We start from the raw sequence: 26,116 nt of genomic DNA on the forward strand, positions 1-26,116 counted from the left end.
CCGCTAAGCAGGCGCCTTCCGCTTTTCTTATACAATTGAGGTATTTTTCGTTATATGTTAAAATAAAAATTATCACTGGGGTGGTGCAGTATTCTAGTCAGTCTTCCGGTTCTGAAGGCGGGCCTAAAAATCCGCCAAAGGGCACATCGATGAAGTTCCTTGTGTCGGCTTGAGGCGCCCAGCCTTGGGTTGATGCTGGGAGTTAAGGTTGAAGGGCGATCCACAATGGCATGTGGGCGTGAACCCTTCTTCCGCGGAGGCCCACTGCTGTAGTGCTGCGTTCTCATACACAGCATTATGGGGTGGGGTATGAACCTGTCTCATGGGCAAAAACTCATGAACAGCGTAGCCTGCCTTGAGTGGTGCAGTGGGAATATGGTATAAGAACACGTATCCAGTCGGCCGCTGAATATGTGTTTTCAGCCCATATGAAATCTGTACTGCAAAAGAGGCTAGGGATCGGTTAAAAAAGGCTGTTGAGGAAAACTCCTAGACTGTTCCACAAGGACATATGAAGTGGATTATAGTGCGGACTTAGTGGTAATCCAGTCCAGCTGCTGGCGACACAGCTGAGGCAAGTTTAAAGGGAAACCGCCGTCGTGGCAACACACGGTACCTGCTTGGGAAAACCTACTGGACCTATGCCGCAGTTTTTACGCTTTATATGACCACTCCTTATACATAATAAGCAGAGAACGTTTCCATTATATAGATAGGTGTCGATGCATTTTTATGAAATCAGAGACGATGCGGAAATCAATAAATTGGAGTCTGGGGATTGCCGTTACCACGTTAGTGTTAGCGGCTATTTTTTCAGTTGTCTCCACTTTTCTCTTAAGCGGGGTGGCATGGGGGGCAGGCATGCTGATTGTCCTTGCGATAGTGCTTACCGGGGTGTTTTTTGATATGCTTGGGATAGCGGCGACAGCTGCGGATGAAGTTCCTTTCAACGCGATGGCTTCTGAGCGTGTTTACGGTGCGAGGGAGTCGCTGAGAATCGTCAGGAACGCCGACAGATTTGCAAGTTTCTGCAATGATGTCATTGGTGATATTTCAGGTATCATCAGCGGTACGGCAACCGCCATTGTCATCATGCAGATTACGGTGCGCTTCGGATACGATACCTCTTTTTTACAAAATGTGATAAATGTGATGTTCACAAGTGTTGTAGCCGCCTTGACTGTGGGTGGTAAAGCATTGGGAAAAACGTTTGCCATTCAATTTTCCACCGACATCATTTTATATGTTGGTCGTTTTTTCCGTTTTGTTGAAGAGCGCCTGCACATCACGATTTTTAGTCCCGGCAAGAAGGACAAAAATCATCAAAAAAAGCGAAAAACGAAACGAAAGTGAGTGGTCCCGGTGGATCTTTATGGTATAGATAGTCCTCATTTTTTAAAAACGCTTCCTAAATCGGAACTGGAGCAGCTTTCAGCTGAAATCCGTCAGTTTCTGGTGGAAAAATTGTCAGTTACCGGCGGACATCTCGGCCCTAACCTTGGAGTGGTTGAGTTGACGCTGGCGCTGCATAAAGAGTTTAACAGCCCTGATGATAAGTTTCTCTGGGATGTCGGACATCAAGCCTATGTCCATAAAATTCTGACCGGACGTGCCGGAGATTTTGACACGCTCCGCAAGTATAAAGGTCTTTGCGGATTCCCGAAACGCTGCGAAAGTGAACATGATGTCTGGGAAACAGGACACAGCTCCACTTCGCTATCTGCAGCGATGGGTATGGCGATTGCAAGAGACTTGAAGGGGCTGGACCATAAAGTGGTCGCCATCATCGGGGATGGGGCACTTACCGGGGGGATGGCTCTTGAAGCATTGAACCATATTGGGCATGAGCAGAAGGATATCATCGTCATTCTAAATGACAATGAGATGTCAATCGCACCCAATGTCGGTGCGGTCCATAACATTCTCGGCAGAATGCGTACAGCAGGAAAGTACCAAAAAGCCAAAGACGAACTTGAAATACTTATAAAAAAAATCCCGGCTGTGGGCGGGCGCCTCGCCCAGACAGCGGAACGCCTCAAAGACAGCTTGAAGTATATGCTCGTTTCCGGTATGTTTTTTGAGGAACTCGGTTTTACGTACCTGGGACCGGTCGACGGCCACAACTTTGATGATTTGTTTGAGAATCTGAAGTATGCCAAGAAAACAAAGGGGCCGGTATTGATCCATACGGTAACGAAAAAAGGTAAAGGATACCATCCGGCAGAATCGGACATGCGTGGGACCTGGCACGGGGTTGGCCCGTATAAAATCGAGTCTGGAGAAAATGTCAAACCGGCAAACGCACCGCCGGCATGGAGTAAAGTTGTAAGCGAATCACTTCGCAAAATCGCCAGGCAGGACCACCGCCTTGTAGTCATCACTCCGGCAATGACAGTCGGCTCCAAGCTGGAAGATTTCGGAAAAGAATTCCCGGATAGGCTCTACGATGTCGGAATCGCCGAACAGCATGCAACTACTATGGCGGCGGGACTGGCTGCAGCAGGCATGAAACCAGTCCTGTCCATTTATTCAACTTTTCTTCAAAGAGGTTACGACCAGGTCGTGCATGATGTTGCAAGGCAGAATTTGAATGTCATATTCGCCGTGGACCGGTCCGGTCTGGTCGGTGCAGACGGTGAAACGCACCAGGGCGTGTTTGACATTGCGTTTATGCGCCATGTCCCAAACATGGTTCTTATGATGCCTAAAGACCAAAAAGAATGCCAGAATATGGTTTACTCATCTTATAAGTACAACGGCGGGCCTGTTGCAATCCGTTATCCGCGTGGAAATGCGCCTGGAACAGAGATGGATGCTGCCCTTAAGCAAATTCCGATCGGTTCATGGGAAGTGCTGAAGGATGGAACCGATTATGCCATTCTTACATTTGGAACAACGATCCAGATGGCACTTGATGCCTCCGCCGAACTGGAAAAAGAAGGGATATCGGTGAAAGTTGTGAATGCGAGGTTTATCAAGCCGCTTGATGAAAAGATGCTTGTGTCCATCCTTCAGGAAAAAATGCCGATTCTGACTGTGGAAGAAGCTGTCTTGCAGGGAGGCTTCGGCAGCGCTGTCCTCGAATTTGCCGAACAGGAAGGAATAGAAGGCAGCCCGATTACGAGAATGGGAATCCCGGACAAGTTTATTGAACACGGCAGTGTGGATGAACTTCTAAGAGAAATTGGGTTGACTGCAGACAATATTGCCTCTCATATCCGTACACGCCTGCCAAGGAAGCAGCAGAGGGTCTGAAAAATGAGAACGAAAAAAGAACGGGCAGATGTGCTCCTTGTTGAACAGGGCCTGTCAGAAACGAGGGAAAAGGCAAAGCGGGCCATAATGGCAGGGCTTGTATACGCTGGAGACGAGCGCATTGATAAACCCGGCGTCAAAATACCTGCTGACAAACTACTGACTGTGAAAGGGCCTGTCATGCCGTATGTCGGCCGCGGCGGTTTAAAACTCGAAAAGGCCCTCAGCGTTTTTGAAGTTGAAGTTGAAGGCAAAACGGTCATTGATATCGGAGCTTCCACTGGCGGCTTTACCGATTGCGCACTGCAGCATGGCGCATCGATGTCTTATGCCATAGATGTCGGGTATAACCAGCTTTCCTGGAAGCTGAGGCAGGATGAGCGGGTTGAAGTCATGGAACGTACGAATTTCCGCTATGTAACACGCAAGGAACTGACACGGGGGCTGCCGGATTTTGCAACCATTGATGTTTCCTTTATATCCCTTAAGCTGATTCTCCCGGTGTTGGGTAAATTGCTTGCACCTGCCAGCGATATTATAGCTCTTGTGAAGCCGCAATTTGAAGCAGGCCGCGAAGAAGTGCGAAAAAAGGGAATCGTCAGAGATCCATCGGTCCACTTGCGGGTCCTTGAAGAAATGATCAGCTTCAGCAAAACGGAAGGATACAGCGTCATGGACCTCTCCTTTTCCCCAATCACTGGCGGTGACGGCAACATTGAGTTTTTGCTTCATCTAAAATGGGCTGATGAAGAGGCCGTGCCGGCTGAACTGGATCCGCGCAAAGTTGTCGAAGAGGCACATGAATCGCTTAAAAACAAAAGTCGGGAGCAGGGGGATTAACGGGTGTTCGTTTATCCCCTTTTTACAGTCTTGATAGGCTGCATACAGTCACAAAGTGTGAGGTGTAACAGATGAATAAAGGCCAGCGTCATATTAAAATAAGGGAAATTATTGCGAATAATGATGTGGAAACGCAGGATGACCTCGTCGACCAGCTGCGGAATGCCAACTTTAACGTGACTCAGGCAACCGTTTCGCGGGATATTAAAGAATTGCATCTCGTGAAGGTGCCGATGAGCGACGGGCGCTATAAATACAGCCTTCCTGCGGATCAGCGCTTCAATCCTCTCCAGAAGCTGAAACGCGCCTTGATGGATGCGTTCGTGCGGATAGATACTGCGAGCCATTTTATTGTGATGAAAACATTGCCCGGCAACGCGAATGCAGTCGGTGCGCTTATAGACAACCTGGATTGGGACGAAATTCTCGGTACGATTTGCGGTGATGATACTTGTTTGATCATTTGCCGGACAGAAGAGGACACAAAGGAAATTACAGACCGGTTTTTGAATATGCTTTGATGCCGGAAATAAAAATGGAAGGAGTTATGGATATTTGTTAGCAGAACTCTCCATCAAAAACTTTGCAATTATTGAGTCGGTGTCACTTTCATTTGAAAAAGGCATGACAGTATTGACGGGCGAAACCGGTGCGGGAAAATCGATTATCATTGATGCGATCGGGCTGTTGGCCGGCGGTAGAGGATCTACTGAATTCATCAGGCATGGAGCCGATAAAGCTGAAATTGAGGGCCTGTTCCTTCCTGAACAGCCCAAACACCCTTCTTTCACCAAAATGGAACAACTCGGTATTGAGCATTCAGATGGAATGGTCATTTTGCGGCGGGACATTTCGAAATCAGGAAAAAGTGTCTGCCGGATAAACGGCAAGCTGGTTACGCTTGCTGTTTTGCGGGAAGTCAGCCAGACGCTCATCGACATCCATGGCCAGCATGAACATCAGGAATTGATGGACAGGGATAAACATCTTCCATTGCTCGACGGCTTCAACGAAAAGAAATCGAAATCAGCTCTCCAGGAATACAAACGGTTATTCAATCAATACAAATCATTGAAAGACCAGGCAAAAAGGCTGAATGAGAATGAAAAAGAGATGGCACACCGCCTTGATTTGATCCAGTATCAGCTGAAAGAGATTCAGGAAGCCGAGCTTGAGCCTGAAGAAGATGAAGCGCTGCTTGAAGAAAAGCATAAGCTGGCTAATTATGAAAGGATTTACAGGGCGGTCAGTGACAGCTACGAAGCCCTGTACGGCGAGAAAAAAGGCCTTGACTGGGTTGGCCTTGCGATGACCAATCTTGAAGATGCCGCCGAAGTGGATAAGGATTTCAAATCTGCAAGCGAAACAGTGGCCAACAGCTATTATGCCCTGGAAGAAACGATTTATATGTTAAGGGATAAACTGGAGATGCTTGAGTTTGACCCTGATCGGCTGAATCAAATTGAAACAAGGCTGAATGAAATTTCCTTCCTCAAGAAAAAATATGGCGAGACAGTGATGGATATTCTTGAATATGCGGCAGGCATTGAAGATGAAGTCGATAAAATCCAGAACCGCGATGTCCATGTCCAAAAACTGCAGAAAGAGCTTCAGGAAGTCACCGAGGATTTGGTGCTTGAAGCAAAAAATTTAACAGCAGTCCGAAAAGCCCTTGCCAAAACGCTTACAAAAGCCATTCATCGGGAATTGAAAGAGCTCTATATGGAGAAAACGACGTTTGATATCGAGTTTTCTTTACGTAAAGGCAAAAGTGACGATCCCCTTCTCGAAAATGAGCATGTTCAGTTCGGGCCGCTCGGCATGGACGAAGTGGAATTCATGATTTCCACAAATCCGGGCGAACCGCTGAAACCGCTCTCGAAAGTGGCCTCAGGCGGCGAACTTTCCAGAATTATGCTGGCTCTTAAGAGCATTTTTTCAAAAAACCAGGGAGTGACATCCATCATTTTTGATGAGGTCGATACCGGAGTAAGCGGAAGGGTTGCCCAGTCCATAGCTGAAAAAATCCATAATATTTCCGCGGAGTCCCAAGTTTTGTGCATCACTCACTTACCGCAAGTAGCCGCAATGGCGGATACCCATTTGTATATTTCGAAAGACAGCAAAAAGGGGCGCACAAAAACACATGTGAATCCGCTTAATGCTGAAGAAAAAGTAAAAGAAATCGGCAGGATGATCTCCGGCGTGGAAATTACGGAAGTGACGAAAGAGCATGCCCGCGAGCTCCTGGACACTGCTGAAGAAATTAAAAAAAAGACGTCTTGAAATGCTATCCAGTGGTGGATAGCATTTTTGCTGCCCGGATTGTTATAAATTCGGGCAGATAAGGTCAAATTATTAATGCAGCCATAGAGAGACAAACAGTGCCGGGTCAGGAGCGAGGAGAGTGAAAATTACGTGAATGAGTGGATTAGAAAAAGTATCGGTACATTTCTCCTTGTTTCTCTAATTGCACTGGGATTTGTAAAACCAGTCCAGGAATATGTTTCCCTGCCAGGGGAAATTGTTACGTTTGTGGGCCAGAATATTGAAATGACGACCTCTCTGCCTGCAGCCAGCCAATCGAAGTCCTCATCAGCAGCTTTCACCCTGAAAAGTTCTGAACAGAAGAATAAAATGACCATTACGGGGAACGAAACCGGCAGCGGGAAAATTGATATGAAGGTTGCCGATTTTCCTGTAAAATCGGTTGCAGTTAAAGTGCTGCCTGATTTGAAAGTGGTGCCGGGCGGCCAGTCGATAGGTGTCAAGCTTAACACAAAAGGGGTTCTTGTCGTTGGGCACCACCAGATAGAGACGAGCAAAGGGACGGCATCACCTGGCGAAGATGCTGGTATCAAGGTGGGAGATATAATCACCAGTATAAATGACACAAAAATTCTTAAGATGAGCGATATAGCTGAAATTGTGGAAGAAGCAGGAAAACAGGGAGAACCGTTGAACATCATCGTAAAACGAGACGATCGGAAAATGGCGAAGGAGTTACTGCCTGCAAAAGATAAGGCAGAAGGCAGCTACCGGATGGGGCTGTATATCCGCGATTCAGCCGCAGGCATCGGCACGATGACCTTTTATCATCCGAAGTCCCAAAAATATGGAGCGCTTGGCCATGTCATTTCGGATATGGATACAAAAAAACCGATCGAAGTATATGACGGGCATATTGTAAAATCACAGGTGACTTCCATTGAACGGGGAAGCAATGGAAAGCCTGGCGAAAAGCTGGCCCGCTTCTCGACCGACCGTCAGATCATCGGGACAATCACCAGGAACAGCCCTTTCGGCATTTTCGGTGAGTTGACAAAAGGGCTGAATGATCAAAGAGGTGCAAAGGCACTGCCAATCACTTTGCCTGACCAGGTTAAAGAAGGACCTGCAAAAATCCGCACTGTTCTGAAAGGCAACAAGGTCGAAGAGTTTGACGTAAGAATCGTCAGTACTGTGCCGCAAAAGTTTCCGGCTACGAAAGGGATGGTCATTAAAGTAACCGATCCTAAACTGCTGGAGGCGACTGGAGGAATTGTCCAGGGGATGAGCGGAAGTCCGATTATCCAGGACGGGAAACTGGTTGGAGCCGTGACGCATGTATTTGTGAACGACCCGACATCAGGTTATGGCGTGCATATTGAATGGATGCTGAACGAAGCGGGTGTTGAAGTCAGGGACACCCTTAAAAATGCAGGATGAAAAAGCAGAAGATATCTTTCTTCTGCTTTTTTTTTTTTGCAAACTGCTGTGATAAAGTACAATGTTGTTTTGTGAAAATTGAATTCGGCCCGAGAGTCAATCAAGATGCTCTGCAACTTCCTCGCTCTTGCCTTGAGCACTCGAGGAAGTTCAAGCAACGGTCCTGCACAGATATCCGCTCAAGTACCCGATGCCACGAGGCAAAAACACACCGTGAATGCGGCCGAAAGGAAGCAAGACCGGATGCCGCACCAGTGCATTCCTTAAAAAACGCACGGTAAATAAATATTTTCGACAAAAATTTAAGGTTTCGGAAACAGATCGAAAAATAAAGTCGAATAAAAGAGAAAAATGAAGAAAACAAGAGATAAACAGTTATTTTGGTACAATTTTCAAAAATAAAAAGGATAACGTATTGCATTGTCGAAATTATCGTTTAGAATGAAATTAACATAAGGTATGCAGAGGCCTCAGGCGCCTCAGCTCGACATCTCCAGGTATAGCGCAGAACGCCTGCTTAGCGGCGGAGCATAGCAGGGGCAACCCTGTATGGGCTGAATTTCCTTAAATGAGAGCAATGTTTATGGACAATACCGCCGGACAGGAAGCTGGACATCTTTTGAACAAAAGGGAATTTTAATTTTTATCAATTAAAAAGGTCTGAGGAGGAAATTACTTGAGTACAATTAAAGTTTGTTTGGCTGATGATAATCGTGAACTGGTTGGACTTCTTGAAGATTATATTGCAATCCAGGACGATATGGAAGTTGTAGGTGTTGCATACAACGGGCAGGAATGCCTTAATATATTGAACGAAAAATCACCTGATGTTCTGCTTCTGGATATCATCATGCCTCACCTGGATGGGCTGGCGGTGCTTGAAAACATGCGTGAAATGAACCTTGAGAAACGGCCCAGCGTCATCATGCTCACCGCTTTCGGACAGGAAGATGTCACGTCAAAGGCAGTTGACCTCGGTGCAAGTTATTTCATCCTGAAGCCTTTTGACATGGAAAATCTCGCCCGTAATATTCGCCAGGTCAGCGGCAAAGCCCCGTCATTTGTGAAACGGGCGGCACCGCAAAAGACCGAAATGGAAGCAAAGCCGAAAAATCTGGATGCAAGCATCACGAGCATCATCCATGAAATTGGTGTACCAGCTCATATAAAAGGTTATATGTATCTGCGTGAAGCAATTTCCATGGTCTATAACGATATCGAACTGCTCGGGTCCATTACCAAGGTTCTTTATCCGGATATCGCCAAGAAATATAATACGACTGCAAGCCGTGTTGAGCGGGCGATTCGCCATGCGATCGAAGTTGCCTGGAGCAGGGGCAATATCGATTCTATTTCATCGCTATTCGGTTATACTGTCTCGATGACAAAAGCGAAGCCGACTAATTCCGAATTCATTGCAATGGTAGCGGACAAGCTGCGCCTGGAGCACAGGGCTTCTTGAAAGCGTTAGAGTCAAATAAATGAGAGGTGCTGTGATCCAGCACCTCTTATTTCATATGAAAAGCTTCGGTGCAGTCAATTGTATCTGCGATTTTTTGCCATCAGGCTTGCTTTTGATGGTCAGAGATTCACAGCTTTTGCTGAAATCAAATGGCAATGCTTGATCATATGGCGGCGGAATCAAACTGATGCGGGCCGGCATCCGGTACGGCATATCAACCGGATACCGGTCGAGGTCATGCTGCCTGCCGAAATGCATCGCTGCAATATCACCGATTTTTTTGCCGAGTTTCAGGCCTTCCTCATTATCTGCAGGAAAATGGACGCCTGCATATAGGCGTGAATCTGCTGCTTCTTTTGCAAGTTCTTCGAGCCTTGCCGCCTCTGCCGGGAAAAAGTATGTCAAGACAACTGCAGCAGAGCCTGCTGCTGCAGCATGGCCAGATGGGTAGCCAGGGTGGCGAGGTGTGCAAACATAGGTTTTTAATTCCGGGTTCAGCTGATTTGGCCTGGGCGTATCGTAAAGGTATTTATAATGCCATGTCACGACAAGTGCATCATTTAGGGAAGTGTGCAGGGCGGCCAGGATTCTTGCCGCCCTTGGTGCAGATACACCATAAGCGTCAATAAGCCTGTCAGCGATAGGGGTCCATTGCTTGGTCGGCGGGCCGGCAGACCAGTAAGAAGCTATTTGTTTTTGACCTGAATCCAGATTTTCCACCGTTTTTTCGACAATCCGCAGTTCTTTAATCCAGTCAATCTGATTGGGTTTTCTAATAGTGGAATCCAGTTTTCTGCCATCAGGGCTGATGATCATGCCTTGCAGATTCCGTTTTAAGATAAACAGGGGCCAGTCTCCTGCCGCAGGTTCTTCTGCATTGCCCGGAGGCCGGTTTTCCCCGGCATATGGAAGTGCAGACCAGCGGATATCGTCCTTCATTTGGTCCGGCATACTTGTCACCTCCTGAATGTATTCCTGTAACTTATCATATTGCGCAAGCAGGAAAGTGTTCACCGCCCCAGCCATTCTTCCAATTCATATGAACGAGGCAAAAATTTTTGCAAAACACTCAATAAAAAGATAAAAATATGTTAAGATGTTTACTATCTAATTTGGTTATTTTAGTGCATTACCATGATGAAGGGCGGAAAGTGAAGATGATCGTAACAAAATTCGGAGGGTCTTCCCTGGCCAGTGCCGAGCAATTCAAAAAAGTAGAAACCATCATTGCGGCGGACACGAAACGGCGGATTGTTGTTGTTTCCGCACCGGGTAAAAGATATAAAGATGATATAAAGGTGACTGATCTACTCATTAAAGCAGGCGAAAAGGCACTCCGTAATCAAGATTTCACCAGGGAACTCAGCGCCATTCTTGAACGGTATGCTGAGATAGCGGAAGGACTGGGACTTGGTGAAAGGGGAATGCGCCAGATAGAGGATACCATTGTGTCTGTTCTTGAAGATGAAACGAACGATTCAGGCTTGTTCATGGATCGGATAAAAGCATGCGGTGAAGACAGTTGTGCGAGGCTCATGTCCGAATATTTGGAATCGAAGGGTCATGATGCAGCATACATTCCTCCTGACGAAGCGGGTATTTTTGTCAGCGATGAATCCGGCAATGCAAGGGTTCTTGATAAAACGTTCACTGAACTGAAAAAGCTTAAAGCGCGTCAGGAAGTCCTTGTTGTCCCCGGCTTTTTTGGATATACACCGGCCGGCAAGCTTGTGACATTTCCGCGGGGCGGTTCGGATATCACCGGTTCAATCGTTGCAGCGGGAGTGGAAGCCGATTTATACGAAAACTTTACAGATGTTGATTCCGTTTTTGCGGCAAACCCCGGCATTGTCGAGAATCCTGCCGAAATAGAGGAACTTACATATAGGGAAATGAGGGAACTTTCGTACGCGGGTTTCTCTGTATTTCACGACGAAGCACTAATTCCTGCGTTCAAAGCAGGAATCCCTGTCAGCATCAAAAACACTAATAATCCTGCAGCGCCGGGCACATCGATCTTGAAAAACCGCAAACTGACCGGGAAACCGGTCGTTGGCATTGCAAGTGACGATGGATTTGCTATGATTTATGTAAGCAAATATTTGATGAACCGGGAGATCGGATTCGGACGCCGCCTTCTGCAAATTCTCGAAGATTATAAAATTTCTTATGAGCACACGCCTTCCGGAATAGATGACATATCAATTATCATAAGGGAAGATCAGCTTGATATGATAAAAGAGCATAATGTCATCAAACGAATTCAAGATGAACTGGAAGTGGATGATATCTCTGTTGAGAAAAACCTTGCCATGATCATGCTTGTCGGTGAAGGGATGACATCCACTGTCGGTATTGCAGCCAGAGCGGCATCAGCCTTTTCGCGAGCGAAAGTAAATATTGAAATGATCAACCAGGGGTCATCTGAAGTAAGCATGATGTACGGAGTAAAAGCTGATAATGAGGCAGCTGCAGTCCGGTCTCTTTATGAGGAGTTTTTTACGGACCAGGACGGGTTTCCGGCCCGGTCTCCGTCTCCTGGGGCAATCGAGGTGAATGCATTCGAGTGAGGGCCAAAAATTTGACCGATATTATTGAATCATTTAAAAACAGGGAACATCATGTCCTCGGACGAGAGAATTTTTTCCAATCGGCTGTGCTGCTTCCCTTGGTTCCAAAAGATGACGACTTGCATGTGCTGTTCGAGGTCAGGGCCCGCCATTTAAAACGGCAGCCCGGCGATATATGTTTCCCCGGCGGCCGTAAAGAAGACGGTGATAAAACCCTCCTGGATACTGCGGTAAGGGAGACTGCCGAGGAACTTGGCATCACAAAAGAAGGTATAGAAGTCATTGCCCCGCTTGATTACCTGGTTACACCTTTCTCTTCGATTGTATATCCTTATCTTGGATTGATCCGGAATCCGGAAGAGATCGTTGTGAATAAAGGAGAAGTGGAGCGTGTATTCACTGTGCCGCTCTCTTTTTTTCAACAAGCCGAACCGCAGAGATACGATCTTGCAATCGAGGTGAAACCGCAGGATGATTTCCCGTATCATCTCATAGAAAAAGGAAAGAATTATGACTGGCGGACCGGAACATTCCCGGAATATTTCTATTTTTATGGGGAGGAAGTCATTTGGGGGCTTACAGCCCGCATTATGCAGCACTTTCTGAAGGAAATGGGAGACTGATGCAAGAAGATCCGCTTTATAAATGACGGGTTCATTTATCGCGGTGAAGTTTTAAAATAGCAAATGATTTAAAGGACGAAATCGCATATGGTGGTTTCGTCCTTTTCGATGTGTATTATGGGGTTAAGCCGGGCATTTTCACATTTTAAGCATCAAAAGATTTATACGGCATGGCGGGAGGTTTGATTTCTTGCAGTGCTTTTTGAAGATGTGAGAGCGTGAGAATGTCTTTTTCGTTAAGTTTTTCGATCATTTGAAGGAAGACTTCCCCTGTCATGATGGCATCGTTCAGGGCATGGTGGCGTTCGTGCTGCTTCACTCCATAACAATCGATAAGGTGGTCAAGCCTGTTGTCGGCATCCGGATGCAGAAACCGGGCGAGTGTGTAGGAGTCGATATACAGCGGATGGAAATCCGGGAGCTCCCATCTGGAAGCTGTCGCCTTTAAAAAGTTCACATCAAAAGAAGCAGGATGGGCCACAAGAATCGTGCCTTTACTGAACTCAAGAAATTTGCCGAATGCCTGGACGAATGGAATACCGTGTTTGATATCGCTTTTTTTGATGCCTGTCAGCTGAAAAATGTTTTTTGGAACTTTGATGACCGGTTTGACAAGCTCATAAAAGTGTTCCTGTTCTTGCCAGTTTAAGCCTGTCCATTTCACTGCTCCAAAAGAAACAACGGCATCACCCACTTCGGGCAAAAAACCTGTCGTTTCCAGGTCGAACACTGTGAACGTGTAGGAAGTGAGCGGCTGGTGAACGGGCAGGTCGTAAAAGTTGCGTTCTTTCATCAAGGATACTGTCCTTTTGTAATAAGGCTTCTGCCTGCCCTGCCGAACTTTGTACTTATAATAAAATTGATCCAGCATATAGTATTTTATAATTTTGAGTTCAATAGGGAGCATGCTTTACACCACGCGATTTCGGTTGAAACTTAATTCAGCGACTTGTTGCATCCTTCTTGCTACTCCAAGAGCTGTCTTGAGCTTCCTGCGCTCATCCTTCGGTAAATCTGTAATTGCCACTTCATTGGACAACGGCCTGTTTTCTTCGAGCTGATCCAGATTAATTCCGATCCTGAAGCTTAGCAAATGGTGCAATGCGAGCATCGTATTTTCCGCGTCACGGGGATGGAACGCCTCCTGTTTCACTAACAATTTCAGGCGTTTCAATGTGTTGGTTTCCTTTATTCCGTACTTGATGGCGTATATGCGCAGGCCGTTCACAATTTGCATGATGGCTGCCTTTTTTAGATTGAGCGTTTTCTTCTTTGCGGTTTTTCCCGGTTTTGGAGCACCTATCCTTCCAAACACACGCGGGACCCGAAAGCGGAGCGTATCCTTTGTCAGAAGCTGCTGCAGTGTATGCGAACGTTTGACCTTCTCGGTCAAGAGTTCGCGCAACTCCTCTGCAAGCGCAAAATCCCCATATATTGGGCGGAAATCGAGAAATATGGTGAAATCACGGATTTCTTCAGCATCGATGTTTGCAATCCAGTCATTTACCGACTGCTTCCATTGATCAATTGATTTTCTCCATTTTTCTTCCTGAGCCATGATTCCGCCGCTGCATTGCGGGAAACCGCAGCGTTCAAGCGTGATATTGATCTTCCTTGCGAAGACAGAAAAATACTCATTGATTTCACCGGAGTTGGGCAAATGTTCATAGCTGTTCAAGATCAAGCCGTTGTCCTGGTCAGTACTGAAGGCCTGTTCCTTTCTCCCTTCGCTCCCCATCACAATGAAACAGTACGGCACTGGCGGCAGGCCGTAGCCTTCTTCTTTCATTTCCTGCTCACACAATTTGATGATTTGCCGGTGGATTTCATCGTTATAGTTTGAAATCAATTCACTAATATCATAAGCAGGCATGTTTTCAGCAAGCATAGCCCGGACAAAATGCTGAAATTTCCTGTTGTTTACAGGGGACAGATTGATCAGGCGCTCCACCTTTTCTGCTCTCGTCACCTGAAATGTTAAGTCAAGATATTCGGAATCCTGGATGCCGAGAAAGGATTCAGCGGTAAGCATGCCGACCGGGATTCCATCCTTCATGACCGGCACAAGGTCGACATGATGATACTTGAAGTAGGAAAGGGCTTCATACGCGAATGAATCATGGTCAACGGTGAAGGGGTCTTGATTCATCCAGTCTAAAGCTTTGCTGCGTTCTTCTATGGAGCCGTCAGTCAGCACATAATTCATCAATTCCGCTTTTCCGATGACTCCAATGACCTCCGTACCATCTTTGGAACTGACCATCACCCCATTCGTTTCGTGTTCCTTTATTTTATGGACGGCCCGTTTGAACGGTTCATGCTCATTTATGAAGAGGGGGCTTTCCATAAGTGCCGCCGCTCTTGTTTTGAAGAGACTGATATTCTCTTCCTCTTCAACAGAGCTTTTATTCCGAATTTCATCGTACAGCGATTTCATCCGGTTGCCGATTGATTCAAGGATGATCCTTGAAAACTCTTTATTTCCGGACATGATTTCAAGGAATTTTAATTTATTGAAGCGGATCGCTTTACATTTATCAAGGGCCTGGACGGAAAAGGTCATTTCCCCGCTTGTGAGCATGATCATCAATCCAACAAGATCGCCGGGGTAATAAAACCTCACTGAAAATTGCCGGCCGTTCGTCCTGTGCAGGATATTTTTCGCATGACCGGACAGCAGGAAGTAAATATCCATTTCTTCATCGTCTTCATGAAATATGTATTCGTTTTTTGAAAAAGAGGTTGATCTGGCATCCTCCAGGATGTATGATAACTCTTCTTCTCTCAGTAAATTGAACGGGAATTGTTCTTTTACAACCGACCGGAATGCTTCAGCCTGCATTAATCTCATCCTTTACCTGAAATGCTTTTGTAACTCAAGTATAGCAGATTGACTGTGCGGTATGCGACAGGGAAGGAAACACAAAAAAAGCACTGCCTGTATGGCTGTGCCTGATCCATTTGGGATTTATATGCTTTTGCGGGTTTTACCTTTTCCTGTTTAAACGGGGCTGTAATTTATTGCGCTTTTGGTCCCTGTAGAAAATGAACCCGCCGATGAAAGCAAGTCCGGCGATGAATAACAGCAGTCCGGCAATGAACTGGATAGTAAGTGAAGGAATCGGCGGATTTAAAATGCCGAAAAGCATATCCCTCATCAATTTTATTCCATATCCGGCGGCTATGCCGGGAAGCAGCATGATCAGCAGCGCGATGAATCGGCTCATTTACATAACTCCTCTGAAAGTGATCTCTTTTAAGATGATATATGACAATCATTTGTCAAGTCAATCATAAAACGCTACACTTAAGATATGCAATACTTTGCAACAATAAAGTTTATGACGGTCTGAACGGGGGAGGAAGAGATGCAAAGCGTGATGATAGTCGGCGCCGGAAAAGGCGGGACAGCGATTATAAAGATGATGGAAGAAACGGATGTCCTCGATATAAAAGCTGTTGTGGATATTAACGGAAATGCACCGGGCGTGCAGCTGGCACGTCAACTTGGAATCCCGACCGGAACAGACTGGAGGGGCTTCCTGGAGAAAGGCATCGATATCATCGTCGAAGCTACGGGAGAAGAGAAGGTTTTTGAAAACATACGTGAACAAAGGAGCAAGGAAACTGTTTTGATTCCCGGCTCTGTCGCCTACATCATAGCCACCCTGATGGAAGAGAAAGAAGACCTCATCGGTGAGCTGAAAAACAAGTCATACATACAGGATCTGATTTTGAATTCCACCCACGACGGCATGCTCGGTATAGACAAAGAGGAAAACGTCATCCTTTTCAACAGCAGTGCCGAATATTTAACCGGCCTTTCCAGGCCGGATGTCATCGGGAGAAAATTAAGTGAAATCTATCCGAAAAACGAACTGACGCGCGTTCTTGACACTCAAAAGGTGGAAGTGAACAGGGAACAGGTCCTCGATAACGGCCGAAAGATCATCACGACGCGGATTCCGATGCTGACAGATGACAGCGAGTTGCTTGGCGCCTTCGAGGTCTTCAAAGACATAACAGAAGTCGTCAATCTGGCTGAAGAGATCACCAACCTGAAAGATATCCAAACAATGCTTAAGGCAATCATCCAATCTTCTGAAGAGGCGATATCTGTTGTCGATGAAACAGGCCGCGGTATTGTCATAAATCCTGCATACAGCCGTATCACCGGACTAAGCGAAGATGAAGTGATCGGAAAGCCGGCAACCGCAGATATTTCCGAAGGGGAAAGCATGCATATGAAAGTGCTGAAGACAAGACAACCGGTAAGGGGAGTCCGCATGAAAGTCGGGCCTGCCAATCGGGATGTGCTTGTGAATGTGGCCCCGGTCATTGTGGATGGAAAACTGAAAGGCAGTGTGGGTGTCATCCATGATGTATCTGAAATCAGCTCATTGACCGATGAACTGAAACGGGCGCGCCAGATCATCCGTACCCTTGAGGCGAAGTATTCGTTTGACGACATTATCGGTGAATCAGAAGAGATCAAAGTGGCGATCGAACAGGCTGAACTTGCAGCCGGCACTCCGGCAACAGTGCTGCTCAGGGGGGAATCGGGGACAGGCAAGGAATTGTTCGCCCACGCCATACATAACGGCAGCAGCCGGAAATACAACAAGTTCATCAGAGTGAATTGCGCGGCCCTGCCGGAAAATTTGCTTGAAAGCGAATTGTTCGGCTATGAGGAAGGCGCATTTTCAGGTGCGAAACGCGGCGGAAAAAGGGGTCTTTTCGAGGAAGCGAATAACGGTTCCCTTTTCCTTGATGAAATCGGAGAGATGACATTGAATACACAGGCCAAGCTGCTCAGGGTGCTGCAGGAAAATGAGATCGTGAAAGTGGGCGGTACGAAGGCGATTCCAGTCAATGTAAGAGTGATAGCCGCAACAAACCTCGTCCTTGAAAAAGCGATTGTCGACGGGCACTTCAGACAGGATCTTTACTACCGCTTGAACCGGATACCGATCCACATTCCGCCTCTCAGAAGCAGAAAAAATGATATCCCTCTGCTTGTTCCTCATTTAATCCGTAAAATAAATCAGGATTATGGCCGGAATGTGGAAACAATATCAAATGAGGCACTCGCATATTTGCAGCAATATGACTGGCCGGGAAACGTCAGGGAACTGGAAAACATTCTGGGTAGGGCTATGATTTATATGAAATTGAATGAGGCTGTCATGGAACTTCACCATTTGCCGGAACTCCCGGCAGCATCTGACAGGGCGGAAAGTCACAGCCAGGCCGATCAGGCCGGATACAGTCCTGAGCTGAGTCTGACAGAAATGGAAGACAGATTTGAAAAAGAAATCATAAAAAAGGCCCTGGATGACAACAATGGCAATAAAACAGCCGCCGCCAGGCAGCTTTCAGTTTCATTAAGAAGCCTCTACTATAAGATGGAGAAACATCATCTTGCAAACTATGGCATGCAATAAATTGCAAGAGTGCAAATAATTGCACGTACATCGTTTTGATAAATAAAGCGTTTTCAGCGGATGAGGTTTGGCACGGTTCTTGCATTAGATATTACGGGAGCCTGAATCAGAAGGGGGAGTGGCAGCAGCAATCATGAAACTTAAGGATTTAGTGGACAAGGCAAAAACCTTCGGCAATGTGAAAGTCGCCGTGGCAGCTGCTGAAGACAGCAGCGTGCTTGAAGCGGTAGCCAGGGCGCTCGGTGAGGGGCTGGCATCGTTCCAGCTGTTCGGTGACGAGAAACGGATCACTGAACTGATAAAAACGATGCCCAGTGATGAAAACATGTTCAAACATGGTGCCGAAATCATCGATTGTCCGACACAAACGGACGCTGCAAGACGAGCCGTCGCGTCGGTATCTTCCGGCAATGCCCAGATTGTGATGAAAGGCATGGTGCCGACAGCAATCCTGCTGAAAGCGGTGCTTCATAAAGAATACGGCCTGAGGTCGAACAATATTTTGTCGCACGTAGCCGTATTTGAATTTCCGGACAGGGACAAATTGCTGTTTTTGACCGACTCGGCCATGACGATTAAGCCGGATTTGGACCAAAAAGTGCAAATTCTGAATAACGCTGTTGAAACAGCGCGGTCACTTGGCATTGAAACGCCTAAAGCGGCTGTGCTTGCGGCTGTTGAGACGGTTAACCCCGCAATGGAAGCCGCAACCGATGCAGCATTGCTGGCAGCCATGAACAACAGGGGACAAATCACGGGCTGCATTGTCGACGGACCGCTCGCTTTTGATAATGCTGTGTCAGCGGAAGCGGCGCGGCAAAAAGGCCTGCATTCACCGGTGGCCGGGAATGCCGATATTTTACTTGTGCCAGCGATCGAAACAGGCAATTCACTTTATAAATCATTCATCTACTTCGGAAATGCCAGAGTAGGCGGCATCATTGCAGGCGCACGCGCACCAATCGTCCTAACTTCACGGGCGGATACAGCGGAGAGCAAGCTATATTCGTTGGCGATGGCAGTTTGTTCAGCAGGGGAGCCGCTTGTTTAAAAAATTGGGGAGGGACCAATAATGGAAATTTTCACTTACATGGAGAAATATGACTACGAACAGCTTCTTTTTGCACAGGATAAGCAATCAGGTTTGAAAGCGATCATTGCAATTCATGATACTACACTCGGGCCTGCACTTGGCGGTACAAGAATGTGGACGTATGAAAGCGAAGAAGCTGCAATCGAAGATGCACTGCGCCTGGCAAAAGGGATGACATATAAAAATGCGGCGGCCGGCCTGAACCTCGGCGGCGGAAAAACCGTTATCATAGGCGATCCGCGGAAAGACAAAAATGAAGAGATGTTCCGGGCATTCGGCCGGTACATTCAGGGGCTGAACGGACGTTATATCACCGCTGAGGATGTCGGCACAACGGTGCAGGATATGGATATCATTCATGAAGAAACTGATTATGTGACAGGAATCTCGCCGGCATTCGGTTCTTCCGGCAACCCGTCACCTGTTACAGCTCATGGTGTGTACGTCGGCATGAAAGCGGCTGCCAAAGAAGCATTTGGAACTGATTCCCTTGAGGGGAGAACAGTAGCCGTACAAGGTGTCGGCAACGTCGCTTACAATTTGTGCAAACACCTCCATGAGGAAGGTGCTTCGCTAATTGTTACCGATATCAACAAAGATTCTGTTAGACGCGCCGTTGAGGACTTCGGTGCAAAAGCGGTTGACCCCGAGGAAATTTACAGTGTGGATGCCGATATTTATGCACCTTGTGCCCTTGGAGCGACAGTTAATGATGAGACGATTCCGCAGTTGAAGGCTAAAGTCATTGCAGGAGCTGCCAATAACCAGCTTCGGGAAAACCGCCATGGTGACATTATCCATGAAAAAGGGATCGTTTATGCCCCGGATTATATCATTAATGCTGGCGGTGTCATCAATGTTGCCGACGAATTGTACGGTTACAACCGGGAACGTGCAATGAAAAAAGTAAATACCGTCTATGACAATATTGCAAAAGTAATCGAAATTGCAAAGCGTGACGGGATTCCGACATATCAGGCAGCTGACCGGCTTGCGGAGGAACGGATTGAACGCATGAAAAATTCCCGCAGCCAATTTTTGCAAAACGGCCATCACATTTTAAGCAGACGGGGCCGATAAATTATATTTTACAAACAAAAGAAAACGGCGCGTAACGGGCAAATGCCGGCGTCCGTTTTCTTTTCATGCAGTGTAGGAGGGTTTTGTGTTGGAGGAATCAACTTATCGTATCCTGGTCATCAATCCTGGATCGACATCTACGAAAATAGGGATTTTTGATAATGAACGGCCCCTGCTGGAAAAAACGATCCGGCATGAACAGGAGCAATTGCAGCCGTATGAGAAGATCATTGATCAATATGAGTTCAGAAAAACGACAATCCTGGAGACACTCGACCAGGAAGGGATCAATATTTCCAAGTTTGATGCCGTATGCGGCAGGGGCGGCCTCCTGAGACCGATTGAAGGCGGCACCTACAGGGTGAATGAAAGTATGCTGAAGGATTTGAAGGATGGGTATGCGGGCGAACACGCCTCCAACCTGGGCGGCATTCTTGCGTACGAAATTGCTGAACAGCTGAACATTCCATCTTTCATTGTCGATCCGGTAGTCGTTGATGAAATGGAAGATATCGCACGAGTTTCAGGGTTTGAGGAAATCGATCGGAAAAGTATTTTCCATGCTTTGAATCAGAAGGCTGTAGCTCGGCGTGTTGCCCGCCAGCTGAACGAGAGTTATGAAGACGTCAATTTGATCGTTGCGCACATGGGGGGCGGAATTACCGTCGGCGCCCATAAAGGCGGGAGGGTCGTGGATGTCAATAACGGTTTGCATGGCGATGGGCCGTTCAGTCCGGAAAGGGCGGGGACGGTTCCGGCTGGTGACCTGGTCCAGCTTTGTTTTTCCGGCCGTTACTATGTGGATGAAATAATGAAAAAACTGGTTGGAAGAGGCGGGCTCCATGCGTATCTCGGAACAAGTGATGCAGTAAAAGTGGAACAAATGGTAGCGGAAGGGAACGAGCGGGCCCGTATCGTTTATGAAGCGATGGCATACCAGGTTGCAAAAGAAATCGGTTCCTGCAGCGCCGTGCTTGGCGGGAAAATCGATGCAATCGTGCTTACCGGCGGCCTTGCGTACGGCAAAGAATTTGTGCGTTCAATTGCAGAGCGGGTCAAATGGATCGCTGATGTGATAACAGTACCTGGAGAAGATGAACTCCAGGCTCTCATGGAAGGGGCTCTCCGCGTTCTCAGGGAAGAAGAAGAAGCTAAAGAATATGCTGGAGCAAAATAACCCCTGTATGATAAAAGAAAATTAAGGAGAGTGAAAACATGGCAAAAGATTATGATCTCGTCATTCTCGGCGGAGGAACCGGCGGTTATGTCGCGGCAATAAGGGCTTCACAGCTTGGGCTGAAGACAGCCATTGTTGAAAAAGGCAAGCTCGGCGGTACATGCCTGCACGCCGGATGCATTCCCAGCAAAGCACTGCTCAGAAGTGCCGAAGTATACAAAACAGCGAACAGGTCAGGTGACTTTGGTGTTGTGATCGACGGAGTGCGCCTGGATTTCCGGAAAGTCCAGGAGCGGAAAGAGTCGATTGTCGACCGGCTTTACAAAGGTGTCCAGCACCTTATGAAAAAAGGCAATATTGACGTTTATGAAGGCTTCGGGCGCATTCTCGGGCCATCCATTTTTTCGCCGATGCCAGGAACAGTGTCCGTTGAGATGAATAATGGTGAAGAAAATGAAATGCTGATACCGAAAAATGTCCTGGTTGCAACCGGATCGCGCCCGCGTTCCCTGCCGGGGCTGGATGTTGACGGCGAGTTTGTTTTGACTTCTGATGAAGCGCTGGCACTCGAAACCCTCCCGGAATCAATCGTCATTGTCGGAGGCGGCGTTATCGGGATTGAGTGGGCTTCAATGCTCGCGGATTTCGGTACAAAAGTAACCGTCCTTGAATATGCCGACCGTGTATTGCCGACAGAAGACGAAGAAGTTTCGAAGGAAATGAAAAGGCTGCTCAAGAAAAAAGGAATCAAAATCGTGACAGGTGCAAAAGTGCTTCCTGATACTCTCGAAAAAGGCAGCGGAATATCCATCAAAGCGGAAGTGAAGGGCGGAGAGGAAGCGTACACAGCGGACAAGCTGCTTGTTTCTGTCGGCCGCCAGGCGAATGTGGAGAATATCGGGCTGGAAAACACATCAATCAAAGTTGAAAACGGCAGTATTGCTGTCAACGAATATTGTCAGACGGAGGAATCGCACATCTATGCGATCGGCGATGTAATCGGCGGAATGCAGCTCGCCCATGTTGCTTCGCACGAAGGTATACTTGCCGTTGAACATATGGCTGACGGAACGCCGGATCCGATCGAGTATTCCAATATATCCAGATGTGTATACAGCAGCCCTGAGGTAGCCAGCGTCGGATTGACAGAAAACGAAGCAAAGGAACAGGGCTTCAAAGTGAAGACCGGTAAATTCGCATTCAGGGCGATCGGCAAAGCGCTCGTTTACGGCGAATCTGACGGTTTCGTCAAATTCATTGCCGACGAATCAACAGACGATCTGCTCGGTGTCCATATGATTGGGCCGCATGTGACTGATATGATTTCAGAAGCCGGCCTTGCCCGTGTATTGGATGCAACTCCTTGGGAAGTTTCCCATACAATCCACCCGCACCCTTCCTTATCCGAGGCAATCGGGGAAGCAGCCCTGGCTGTCGATGGAAAAGCAATCCATGGATAACTTTTTGTAACTAACCAGGGAGGGCATCCTCCCTGATTGACTAGGAGGTTTATCAATGACTGAGAACCGTCATCAATCACTCGGACTGAGTGATGAACAAGTGTTGGAAATGTATGAAACCATTCTGATGGCCCGTAAAATTGATGAGCGGATGTGGCTGTTGAACCGCTCCGGAAAGATCCCGTTTGTGATTTCCTGCCAGGGGCAGGAAGCTGCACAGGTTGGTGCCGCTTATGCTCTAGACAGGGAGCGGGACTATGTCCTTCCTTACTACCGTGATATGGGGGTGGTCCTTTCATTCGGAATGACGCCGACAGAACTCATGCTCTCCGGGTTTGCCAAAAAAGAAGACCCGAATTCAGGAGGCAGACAGATGCCAGGACATTTCGGACAAAAGAAGAACCGCATCGTGACAGGATCTTCCCCTGTGACAACTCAGGTTCCCCATGCTGTCGGCATCGCCCTGGCAGCAAAAATGGAAGGGAAAGATATCCTCAGCTTCGTCACTCTTGGCGAAGGATCATCGAACCAGGGGGACTTCCATGAGGGGGCCAACTTCGCCGGTGTCCATAAGCTGCCGGTTATCATCATGGTTGAAAACAACAAATATGCGATTTCTGTGCCGATAAAAAAACAGCTCGCCTGTGAAAATGTATCTGACAGGGCGATCGGTTACGGCATGCCGGGTTATACGGTTGACGGCAATGATCCGCTTGCCGTTTACGAAGCTGTCAAGACTGCTGCTGACCGTGCAAGAAAAGGGGAAGGTCCTACAATGATCGAGACCGTCTCCTACAGGCTGACACCTCACTCCAGTGATGACGATGACCGGACGTATCGTGACCGCGAAGAGGTTGAAGAGGCGAAGAAAAAAGATGCTGTATTCACTTTTGCCGCCTACCTTAAAGAAACCGGCACGATGACTGATGAAAAGGAACAGGAAATAATCGAACGTGTAAACAATACTGTAAATGAAGCGACCGACTATGCTGAACAGGCTCCGTATGCCGATCCGGAAAGTGCGCTTGAATTTGTTTACGCTGAGAAAGAATAGGAGGAGAGATGCATGCCGATAATTTCCTATATAAACGCTGTCACCCAGGCTCTCAGAGAGGAAATGCAGCGTGATGATAAAGTATTTATTCTGGGCGAGGACGTTGGTGTCCGGGGCGGTGTCTTCCGGGCGACCGATGGATTATATGATGAATTCGGAGAACAGCGGGTGATTGATACCCCCCTTGCCGAATCAGCGATTGCCGGTGTCGGCATCGGTGCGGCGATGTACGGAATGAAGCCGGTTGCTGAAATTCAATTTGCGGATTTTATCCTTCCGGCTGTCAATCAGATCATTTCTGAAGCGGCTAAAATCCGCTACCGTTCCAACAATGACTGGAGTTCACCGATTACGATCCGCGCTCCATACGGAGGCGGCGTTCATGGCGCTCTTTACCATTCACAGTCGATTGAATCCGTGTTCGCCAATCAGCCTGGCCTCAAAATTGTGATGCCATCCACTCCGTACGATGTAAAAGGCCTGTTGAAGGCGGCCATCCGCGACCCTGACCCGGTATTGTTCTTTGAACATAAACGGGCTTACCGCCTCATCAAAGGCGAAGTCCCTGAAGAAGAATATGTCCTGCCGATCGGCAAAGCGGATGTAAAGCGGGAAGGTGACGATATTACCGTCATCACATATGGTCTCGCTGTCCATTTTGCCCTGCAGGCTGCCGAGAAACTTGAAAAAGACGGAATTTCCACTCACGTCCTTGACTTGCGGACTGTTTACCCGCTCGATAAGGAAGCGATTATCGAAGCAGCGTCAAAAACAGGGAAAGTACTGCTGATAACAGAAGATAACAAGGAAGGCAGCATTATTGGGGAAGTGTCCGCCATCATCGGCGAAAACTGCCTGTTTGATCTTGATGCCCCGATTATGCGTCTGGCGGGACCTGATGTGCCTGCTATGCCGTATGCGCCTACAATGGAAAAATATTTCATGATCAATCCGGAAAAAGTAGAGAAAGCGATGAGGGATTTAGCTGAATTTTAATAGTAACTTTCAAGGAGGGCATGTGAATGGCTGTTGAAAAGTTAACAATGCCGCAGCTCGGTGAAAGCGTCACCGAGGGGACGATCAGCAAATGGCTGGTCCAGCCGGGTGACAAGATAAATAAATATGATCCGATTGCAGAAGTGATGACGGATAAGGTAAATGCAGAGGTGCCGTCTTCTTTTACCGGCACGGTTAAAGAACTGGTCGCTTCCGAAGGCGATACGATTGCAGTCGGGGAACTGATTTGTTATGTGGAAACAGAAGGCGGTTCTGCTGAAGCGGAACAATCAGCTGATGAACCTGAGGCCCAGCAAAATCAATCTTCTCAAGCAACTGACGCTTCGGGCGCAGAGGAAGAACCGAATAAACGCAGGTACTCCCCTGCAGTATTAAGAATGGCACAGGAGCATGATATCGACCTTGAACAGGTCGATGGCAGCGGCCGCGGCGGCCGCATCACAAGAAAAGATCTGCAAAAGATCATTGATTCAGGCAGCATCCCGAAAAAAGGCGAAAAAACCGGACAGGGAACCAGAGTTTCCGAAGAGAAAAAGCCTTCTGACCGGGAAACCGCGCCGGCAGCACCTGCTCCTGAGCGTAAACCGGAACAGCCGGCGGTGCAGAGCCAGCCGGGAGATATCGAAATCCCTGTTTCCGGCGTCCGTAAAGCGATCGCCCAGAACATGGTCCGCAGCAAACAGGAAGTGCCGCATGCATGGATGATGGTTGAAGCGGATGTAACCGAACTTGTGCAATACCGCGATTCACTGAAGAATGAGTTCAAAAAGCGGGAAGGTTACAGCCTGACGTATTTTGCATTCTTTGTAAAAGCTGTTGCACAGGCGCTTAAGGAATACCCGGAGATCAATTCTTCCTGGGCGGGTGACAAGATCATTCAAAAGAAAGATATTCATTTATCGATAGCTGTTGCCACAGAAGATTCCTTATTTGTGCCTGTCATTAAGCATGCTGATGAAAAATCAGTGAAAGGCATTGCCCGCAATGTTGCAGAACTGGCTGAAAAAGTGCGGACGGGCAAAATTTCTGCAGATGAAATGCAGGGTGGAACGTTCACTGTGAATAATACCGGTTCGTTCGGATCCGTACAATCCATGGGGATCATCAACTATCCGCAGGCTGCCATCCTCCAGATTGAATCAATTGTGAAAAAACCTGTTGTCATGAATAATGGCATGATTGCTGTCCGTGATATGGTGAATCTATGTCTTTCCCTGGATCACCGTGTATTGGACGGGCTTGTTGCCGGCCGCTTCCTGGCCAGGGTGAAAGAAATTCTTGAAAACACGGACGCGGATAATACTTCTGTCTATTAACCTGCAGATAATCTGAA

General features: G+C 47.5%; 21 protein-coding genes. 17 read left to right on the top strand and 4 right to left on the bottom strand.

Annotated features, from left to right (window positions below):
• Window positions 1-732: 732 nt before the first annotated feature.
• The 7 genes from A4U59_RS10660 (at window position 733) to spo0A (ending at window position 9,265) form a co-directional block, all read left to right on the top strand.
• On the top strand, window positions 733-1,353 hold the full coding sequence (locus tag A4U59_RS10660) for a CNNM metal transporter family protein (protein WP_066173449.1): 621 nt from the start codon (window positions 733-735) through the stop codon (window positions 1,351-1,353).
• A gap of 9 nt (window positions 1,354-1,362) precedes the next feature.
• Entirely contained in the window at window positions 1,363-3,255 is a 1,893-nt protein-coding gene (gene dxs, locus A4U59_RS10665; protein WP_066173451.1) for a 1-deoxy-D-xylulose-5-phosphate synthase, read from the top strand.
• A 3-nt stretch (window positions 3,256-3,258) separates the two neighbouring features.
• Complete coding sequence (locus A4U59_RS10670; RefSeq protein WP_066173454.1) at window positions 3,259-4,095, top strand: TlyA family RNA methyltransferase; 837 nt, start codon at window positions 3,259-3,261, stop codon at window positions 4,093-4,095.
• A 71-nt stretch (window positions 4,096-4,166) separates the two neighbouring features.
• Window positions 4,167-4,616: a transcriptional regulator AhrC/ArgR gene (gene ahrC / locus A4U59_RS10675; RefSeq protein WP_066173457.1), complete on the top strand. Its 450-nt coding sequence runs from the start codon at window positions 4,167-4,169 to the stop codon at window positions 4,614-4,616.
• A gap of 34 nt (window positions 4,617-4,650) precedes the next feature.
• Window positions 4,651-6,381, top strand: coding sequence for a DNA repair protein RecN (recN, locus tag A4U59_RS10680; protein WP_066173460.1), 1,731 nt, complete (start codon window positions 4,651-4,653; stop codon window positions 6,379-6,381).
• A gap of 132 nt (window positions 6,382-6,513) precedes the next feature.
• A complete protein-coding gene (gene spoIVB / locus A4U59_RS10685) occupies window positions 6,514-7,803 on the top strand; it encodes a SpoIVB peptidase (protein ID WP_066173462.1) in 1,290 nt (429 codons plus the stop codon).
• A gap of 676 nt (window positions 7,804-8,479) precedes the next feature.
• On the top strand, window positions 8,480-9,265 hold the full coding sequence (gene spo0A, locus A4U59_RS10690; protein WP_066173469.1) for a sporulation transcription factor Spo0A: 786 nt from the start codon (window positions 8,480-8,482) through the stop codon (window positions 9,263-9,265).
• Between the two features lie 51 nt (window positions 9,266-9,316).
• Here the strand turns inward: spo0A and A4U59_RS10695 are convergent, their stop codons facing one another.
• The gene (locus A4U59_RS10695) at window positions 9,317-10,216 is read right to left on the bottom strand and encodes a vanadium-dependent haloperoxidase (RefSeq protein ID WP_066173472.1); all 900 of its coding nucleotides are present in this window, start codon (window positions 10,214-10,216) and stop codon (window positions 9,317-9,319) included.
• Between the two features lie 206 nt (window positions 10,217-10,422).
• On the opposite strand from A4U59_RS10695, the gene A4U59_RS10700 reads away from it, so the two are divergent.
• Together A4U59_RS10700 and A4U59_RS10705 are read left to right on the top strand one after the other, a co-directional pair.
• A complete protein-coding gene (locus tag A4U59_RS10700; RefSeq protein WP_066173505.1) occupies window positions 10,423-11,835 on the top strand; it encodes an aspartate kinase in 1,413 nt (470 codons plus the stop codon).
• Window positions 11,832-12,458, top strand: a complete 627-nt coding sequence (locus tag A4U59_RS10705) for an NUDIX hydrolase (RefSeq protein ID WP_245680537.1) — start codon at window positions 11,832-11,834, stop codon at window positions 12,456-12,458. The genes A4U59_RS10700 and A4U59_RS10705 overlap by 4 nt, the downstream gene beginning before the upstream one ends.
• Before the next feature lie 145 nt (window positions 12,459-12,603).
• Here A4U59_RS10705 and A4U59_RS10710 read toward each other — a convergent pair whose 3' ends face one another.
• From A4U59_RS10710 to A4U59_RS10720, 3 genes are all read right to left on the bottom strand, one after another.
• The gene (locus A4U59_RS10710) at window positions 12,604-13,251 is read right to left on the bottom strand and encodes a 3'-5' exonuclease (protein WP_157888166.1); all 648 of its coding nucleotides are present in this window, start codon (window positions 13,249-13,251) and stop codon (window positions 12,604-12,606) included.
• A gap of 117 nt (window positions 13,252-13,368) precedes the next feature.
• Window positions 13,369-15,300, bottom strand: a complete 1,932-nt coding sequence (locus A4U59_RS10715) for a DUF294 nucleotidyltransferase-like domain-containing protein (protein ID WP_066173480.1) — start codon at window positions 15,298-15,300, stop codon at window positions 13,369-13,371.
• A gap of 145 nt (window positions 15,301-15,445) precedes the next feature.
• Window positions 15,446-15,685 (bottom strand): DUF2627 domain-containing protein, encoded by a 240-nt coding sequence (locus tag A4U59_RS10720; RefSeq protein ID WP_066173483.1) that lies wholly within the window; start codon window positions 15,683-15,685, stop codon window positions 15,446-15,448.
• A gap of 141 nt (window positions 15,686-15,826) precedes the next feature.
• On the opposite strand from A4U59_RS10720, the gene A4U59_RS10725 reads away from it, so the two are divergent.
• The 8 genes from A4U59_RS10725 to A4U59_RS10760 all read left to right on the top strand — a co-directional run bounded on the left by A4U59_RS10725 (window position 15,827) and on the right by A4U59_RS10760 (window position 26,099).
• The gene (locus A4U59_RS10725; RefSeq protein ID WP_066173486.1) at window positions 15,827-17,902 is read left to right on the top strand and encodes a sigma-54 interaction domain-containing protein; all 2,076 of its coding nucleotides are present in this window, start codon (window positions 15,827-15,829) and stop codon (window positions 17,900-17,902) included.
• Window positions 17,903-18,035: 133 nt separating this feature from the next.
• Window positions 18,036-18,953 carry a phosphate butyryltransferase gene (yqiS, locus tag A4U59_RS10730; RefSeq protein ID WP_066173514.1) on the top strand — a complete coding sequence of 306 codons (918 nt, stop codon included), beginning with the start codon at window positions 18,036-18,038 and terminating at the stop codon, window positions 18,951-18,953.
• Window positions 18,954-18,974: 21 nt separating this feature from the next.
• Entirely contained in the window at window positions 18,975-20,075 is a 1,101-nt protein-coding gene (bcd, locus tag A4U59_RS10735) for a branched-chain amino acid dehydrogenase (RefSeq protein WP_066173489.1), read from the top strand.
• Between the two features lie 88 nt (window positions 20,076-20,163).
• Entirely contained in the window at window positions 20,164-21,252 is a 1,089-nt protein-coding gene (gene buk, locus A4U59_RS10740; RefSeq protein ID WP_066173492.1) for a butyrate kinase, read from the top strand.
• 38 nt (window positions 21,253-21,290) lie between these two features.
• Window positions 21,291-22,712 (top strand): dihydrolipoyl dehydrogenase, encoded by a 1,422-nt coding sequence (lpdA, locus tag A4U59_RS10745; RefSeq protein ID WP_066173494.1) that lies wholly within the window; start codon window positions 21,291-21,293, stop codon window positions 22,710-22,712.
• A 55-nt stretch (window positions 22,713-22,767) separates the two neighbouring features.
• A complete protein-coding gene (locus tag A4U59_RS10750) occupies window positions 22,768-23,766 on the top strand; it encodes a thiamine pyrophosphate-dependent dehydrogenase E1 component subunit alpha (protein ID WP_066173497.1) in 999 nt (332 codons plus the stop codon).
• A 12-nt stretch (window positions 23,767-23,778) separates the two neighbouring features.
• Window positions 23,779-24,762: an alpha-ketoacid dehydrogenase subunit beta gene (locus A4U59_RS10755; protein ID WP_066173499.1), complete on the top strand. Its 984-nt coding sequence runs from the start codon at window positions 23,779-23,781 to the stop codon at window positions 24,760-24,762.
• Window positions 24,763-24,788: 26 nt separating this feature from the next.
• Entirely contained in the window at window positions 24,789-26,099 is a 1,311-nt protein-coding gene (locus A4U59_RS10760) for a dihydrolipoamide acetyltransferase family protein (RefSeq protein WP_066173502.1), read from the top strand.
• The last annotated feature ends 17 nt before the right edge of the window (window positions 26,100-26,116 follow it).

The organism is Bacillus marinisedimentorum, assembly GCF_001644195.2.
Classification (GTDB): Bacteria; Bacillota; Bacilli; order Bacillales; family Bacillaceae_O; genus Bacillus_BL; species Bacillus_BL marinisedimentorum.

What these genes read in the sequence shown, in the direction of transcription:
- A4U59_RS10660 (WP_066173449.1), top strand. Translation starts at nt 733, where the DNA reads ATGAAATCAGAGACGATGCGGAAATCAATAAATTGGAGTCTGGGGATT.
- A4U59_RS10670 (WP_066173454.1), top strand. Translation starts at nt 3,259, where the DNA reads ATGAGAACGAAAAAAGAACGGGCAGATGTGCTCCTTGTTGAACAGGGC.
- ahrC (WP_066173457.1), top strand. Translation starts at nt 4,167, where the DNA reads ATGAATAAAGGCCAGCGTCATATTAAAATAAGGGAAATTATTGCGAAT.
- A4U59_RS10695 (WP_066173472.1), bottom strand. Translation starts at nt 10,216, where the DNA reads ATGCCGGACCAAATGAAGGACGATATCCGCTGGTCTGCACTTCCATAT.
- A4U59_RS10700 (WP_066173505.1), top strand. Translation starts at nt 10,423, where the DNA reads ATGATCGTAACAAAATTCGGAGGGTCTTCCCTGGCCAGTGCCGAGCAA.
- A4U59_RS10710 (WP_157888166.1), bottom strand. Translation starts at nt 13,251, where the DNA reads ATGAAAGAACGCAACTTTTACGACCTGCCCGTTCACCAGCCGCTCACT.
- A4U59_RS10715 (WP_066173480.1), bottom strand. Translation starts at nt 15,300, where the DNA reads ATGCAGGCTGAAGCATTCCGGTCGGTTGTAAAAGAACAATTCCCGTTC.
- A4U59_RS10720 (WP_066173483.1), bottom strand. Translation starts at nt 15,685, where the DNA reads ATGAGCCGATTCATCGCGCTGCTGATCATGCTGCTTCCCGGCATAGCC.
- A4U59_RS10725 (WP_066173486.1), top strand. Translation starts at nt 15,827, where the DNA reads ATGCAAAGCGTGATGATAGTCGGCGCCGGAAAAGGCGGGACAGCGATT.
- yqiS (WP_066173514.1), top strand. Translation starts at nt 18,036, where the DNA reads ATGAAACTTAAGGATTTAGTGGACAAGGCAAAAACCTTCGGCAATGTG.
- bcd (WP_066173489.1), top strand. Translation starts at nt 18,975, where the DNA reads ATGGAAATTTTCACTTACATGGAGAAATATGACTACGAACAGCTTCTT.
- lpdA (WP_066173494.1), top strand. Translation starts at nt 21,291, where the DNA reads ATGGCAAAAGATTATGATCTCGTCATTCTCGGCGGAGGAACCGGCGGT.
- A4U59_RS10750 (WP_066173497.1), top strand. Translation starts at nt 22,768, where the DNA reads ATGACTGAGAACCGTCATCAATCACTCGGACTGAGTGATGAACAAGTG.
- A4U59_RS10755 (WP_066173499.1), top strand. Translation starts at nt 23,779, where the DNA reads ATGCCGATAATTTCCTATATAAACGCTGTCACCCAGGCTCTCAGAGAG.
- A4U59_RS10760 (WP_066173502.1), top strand. Translation starts at nt 24,789, where the DNA reads ATGGCTGTTGAAAAGTTAACAATGCCGCAGCTCGGTGAAAGCGTCACC.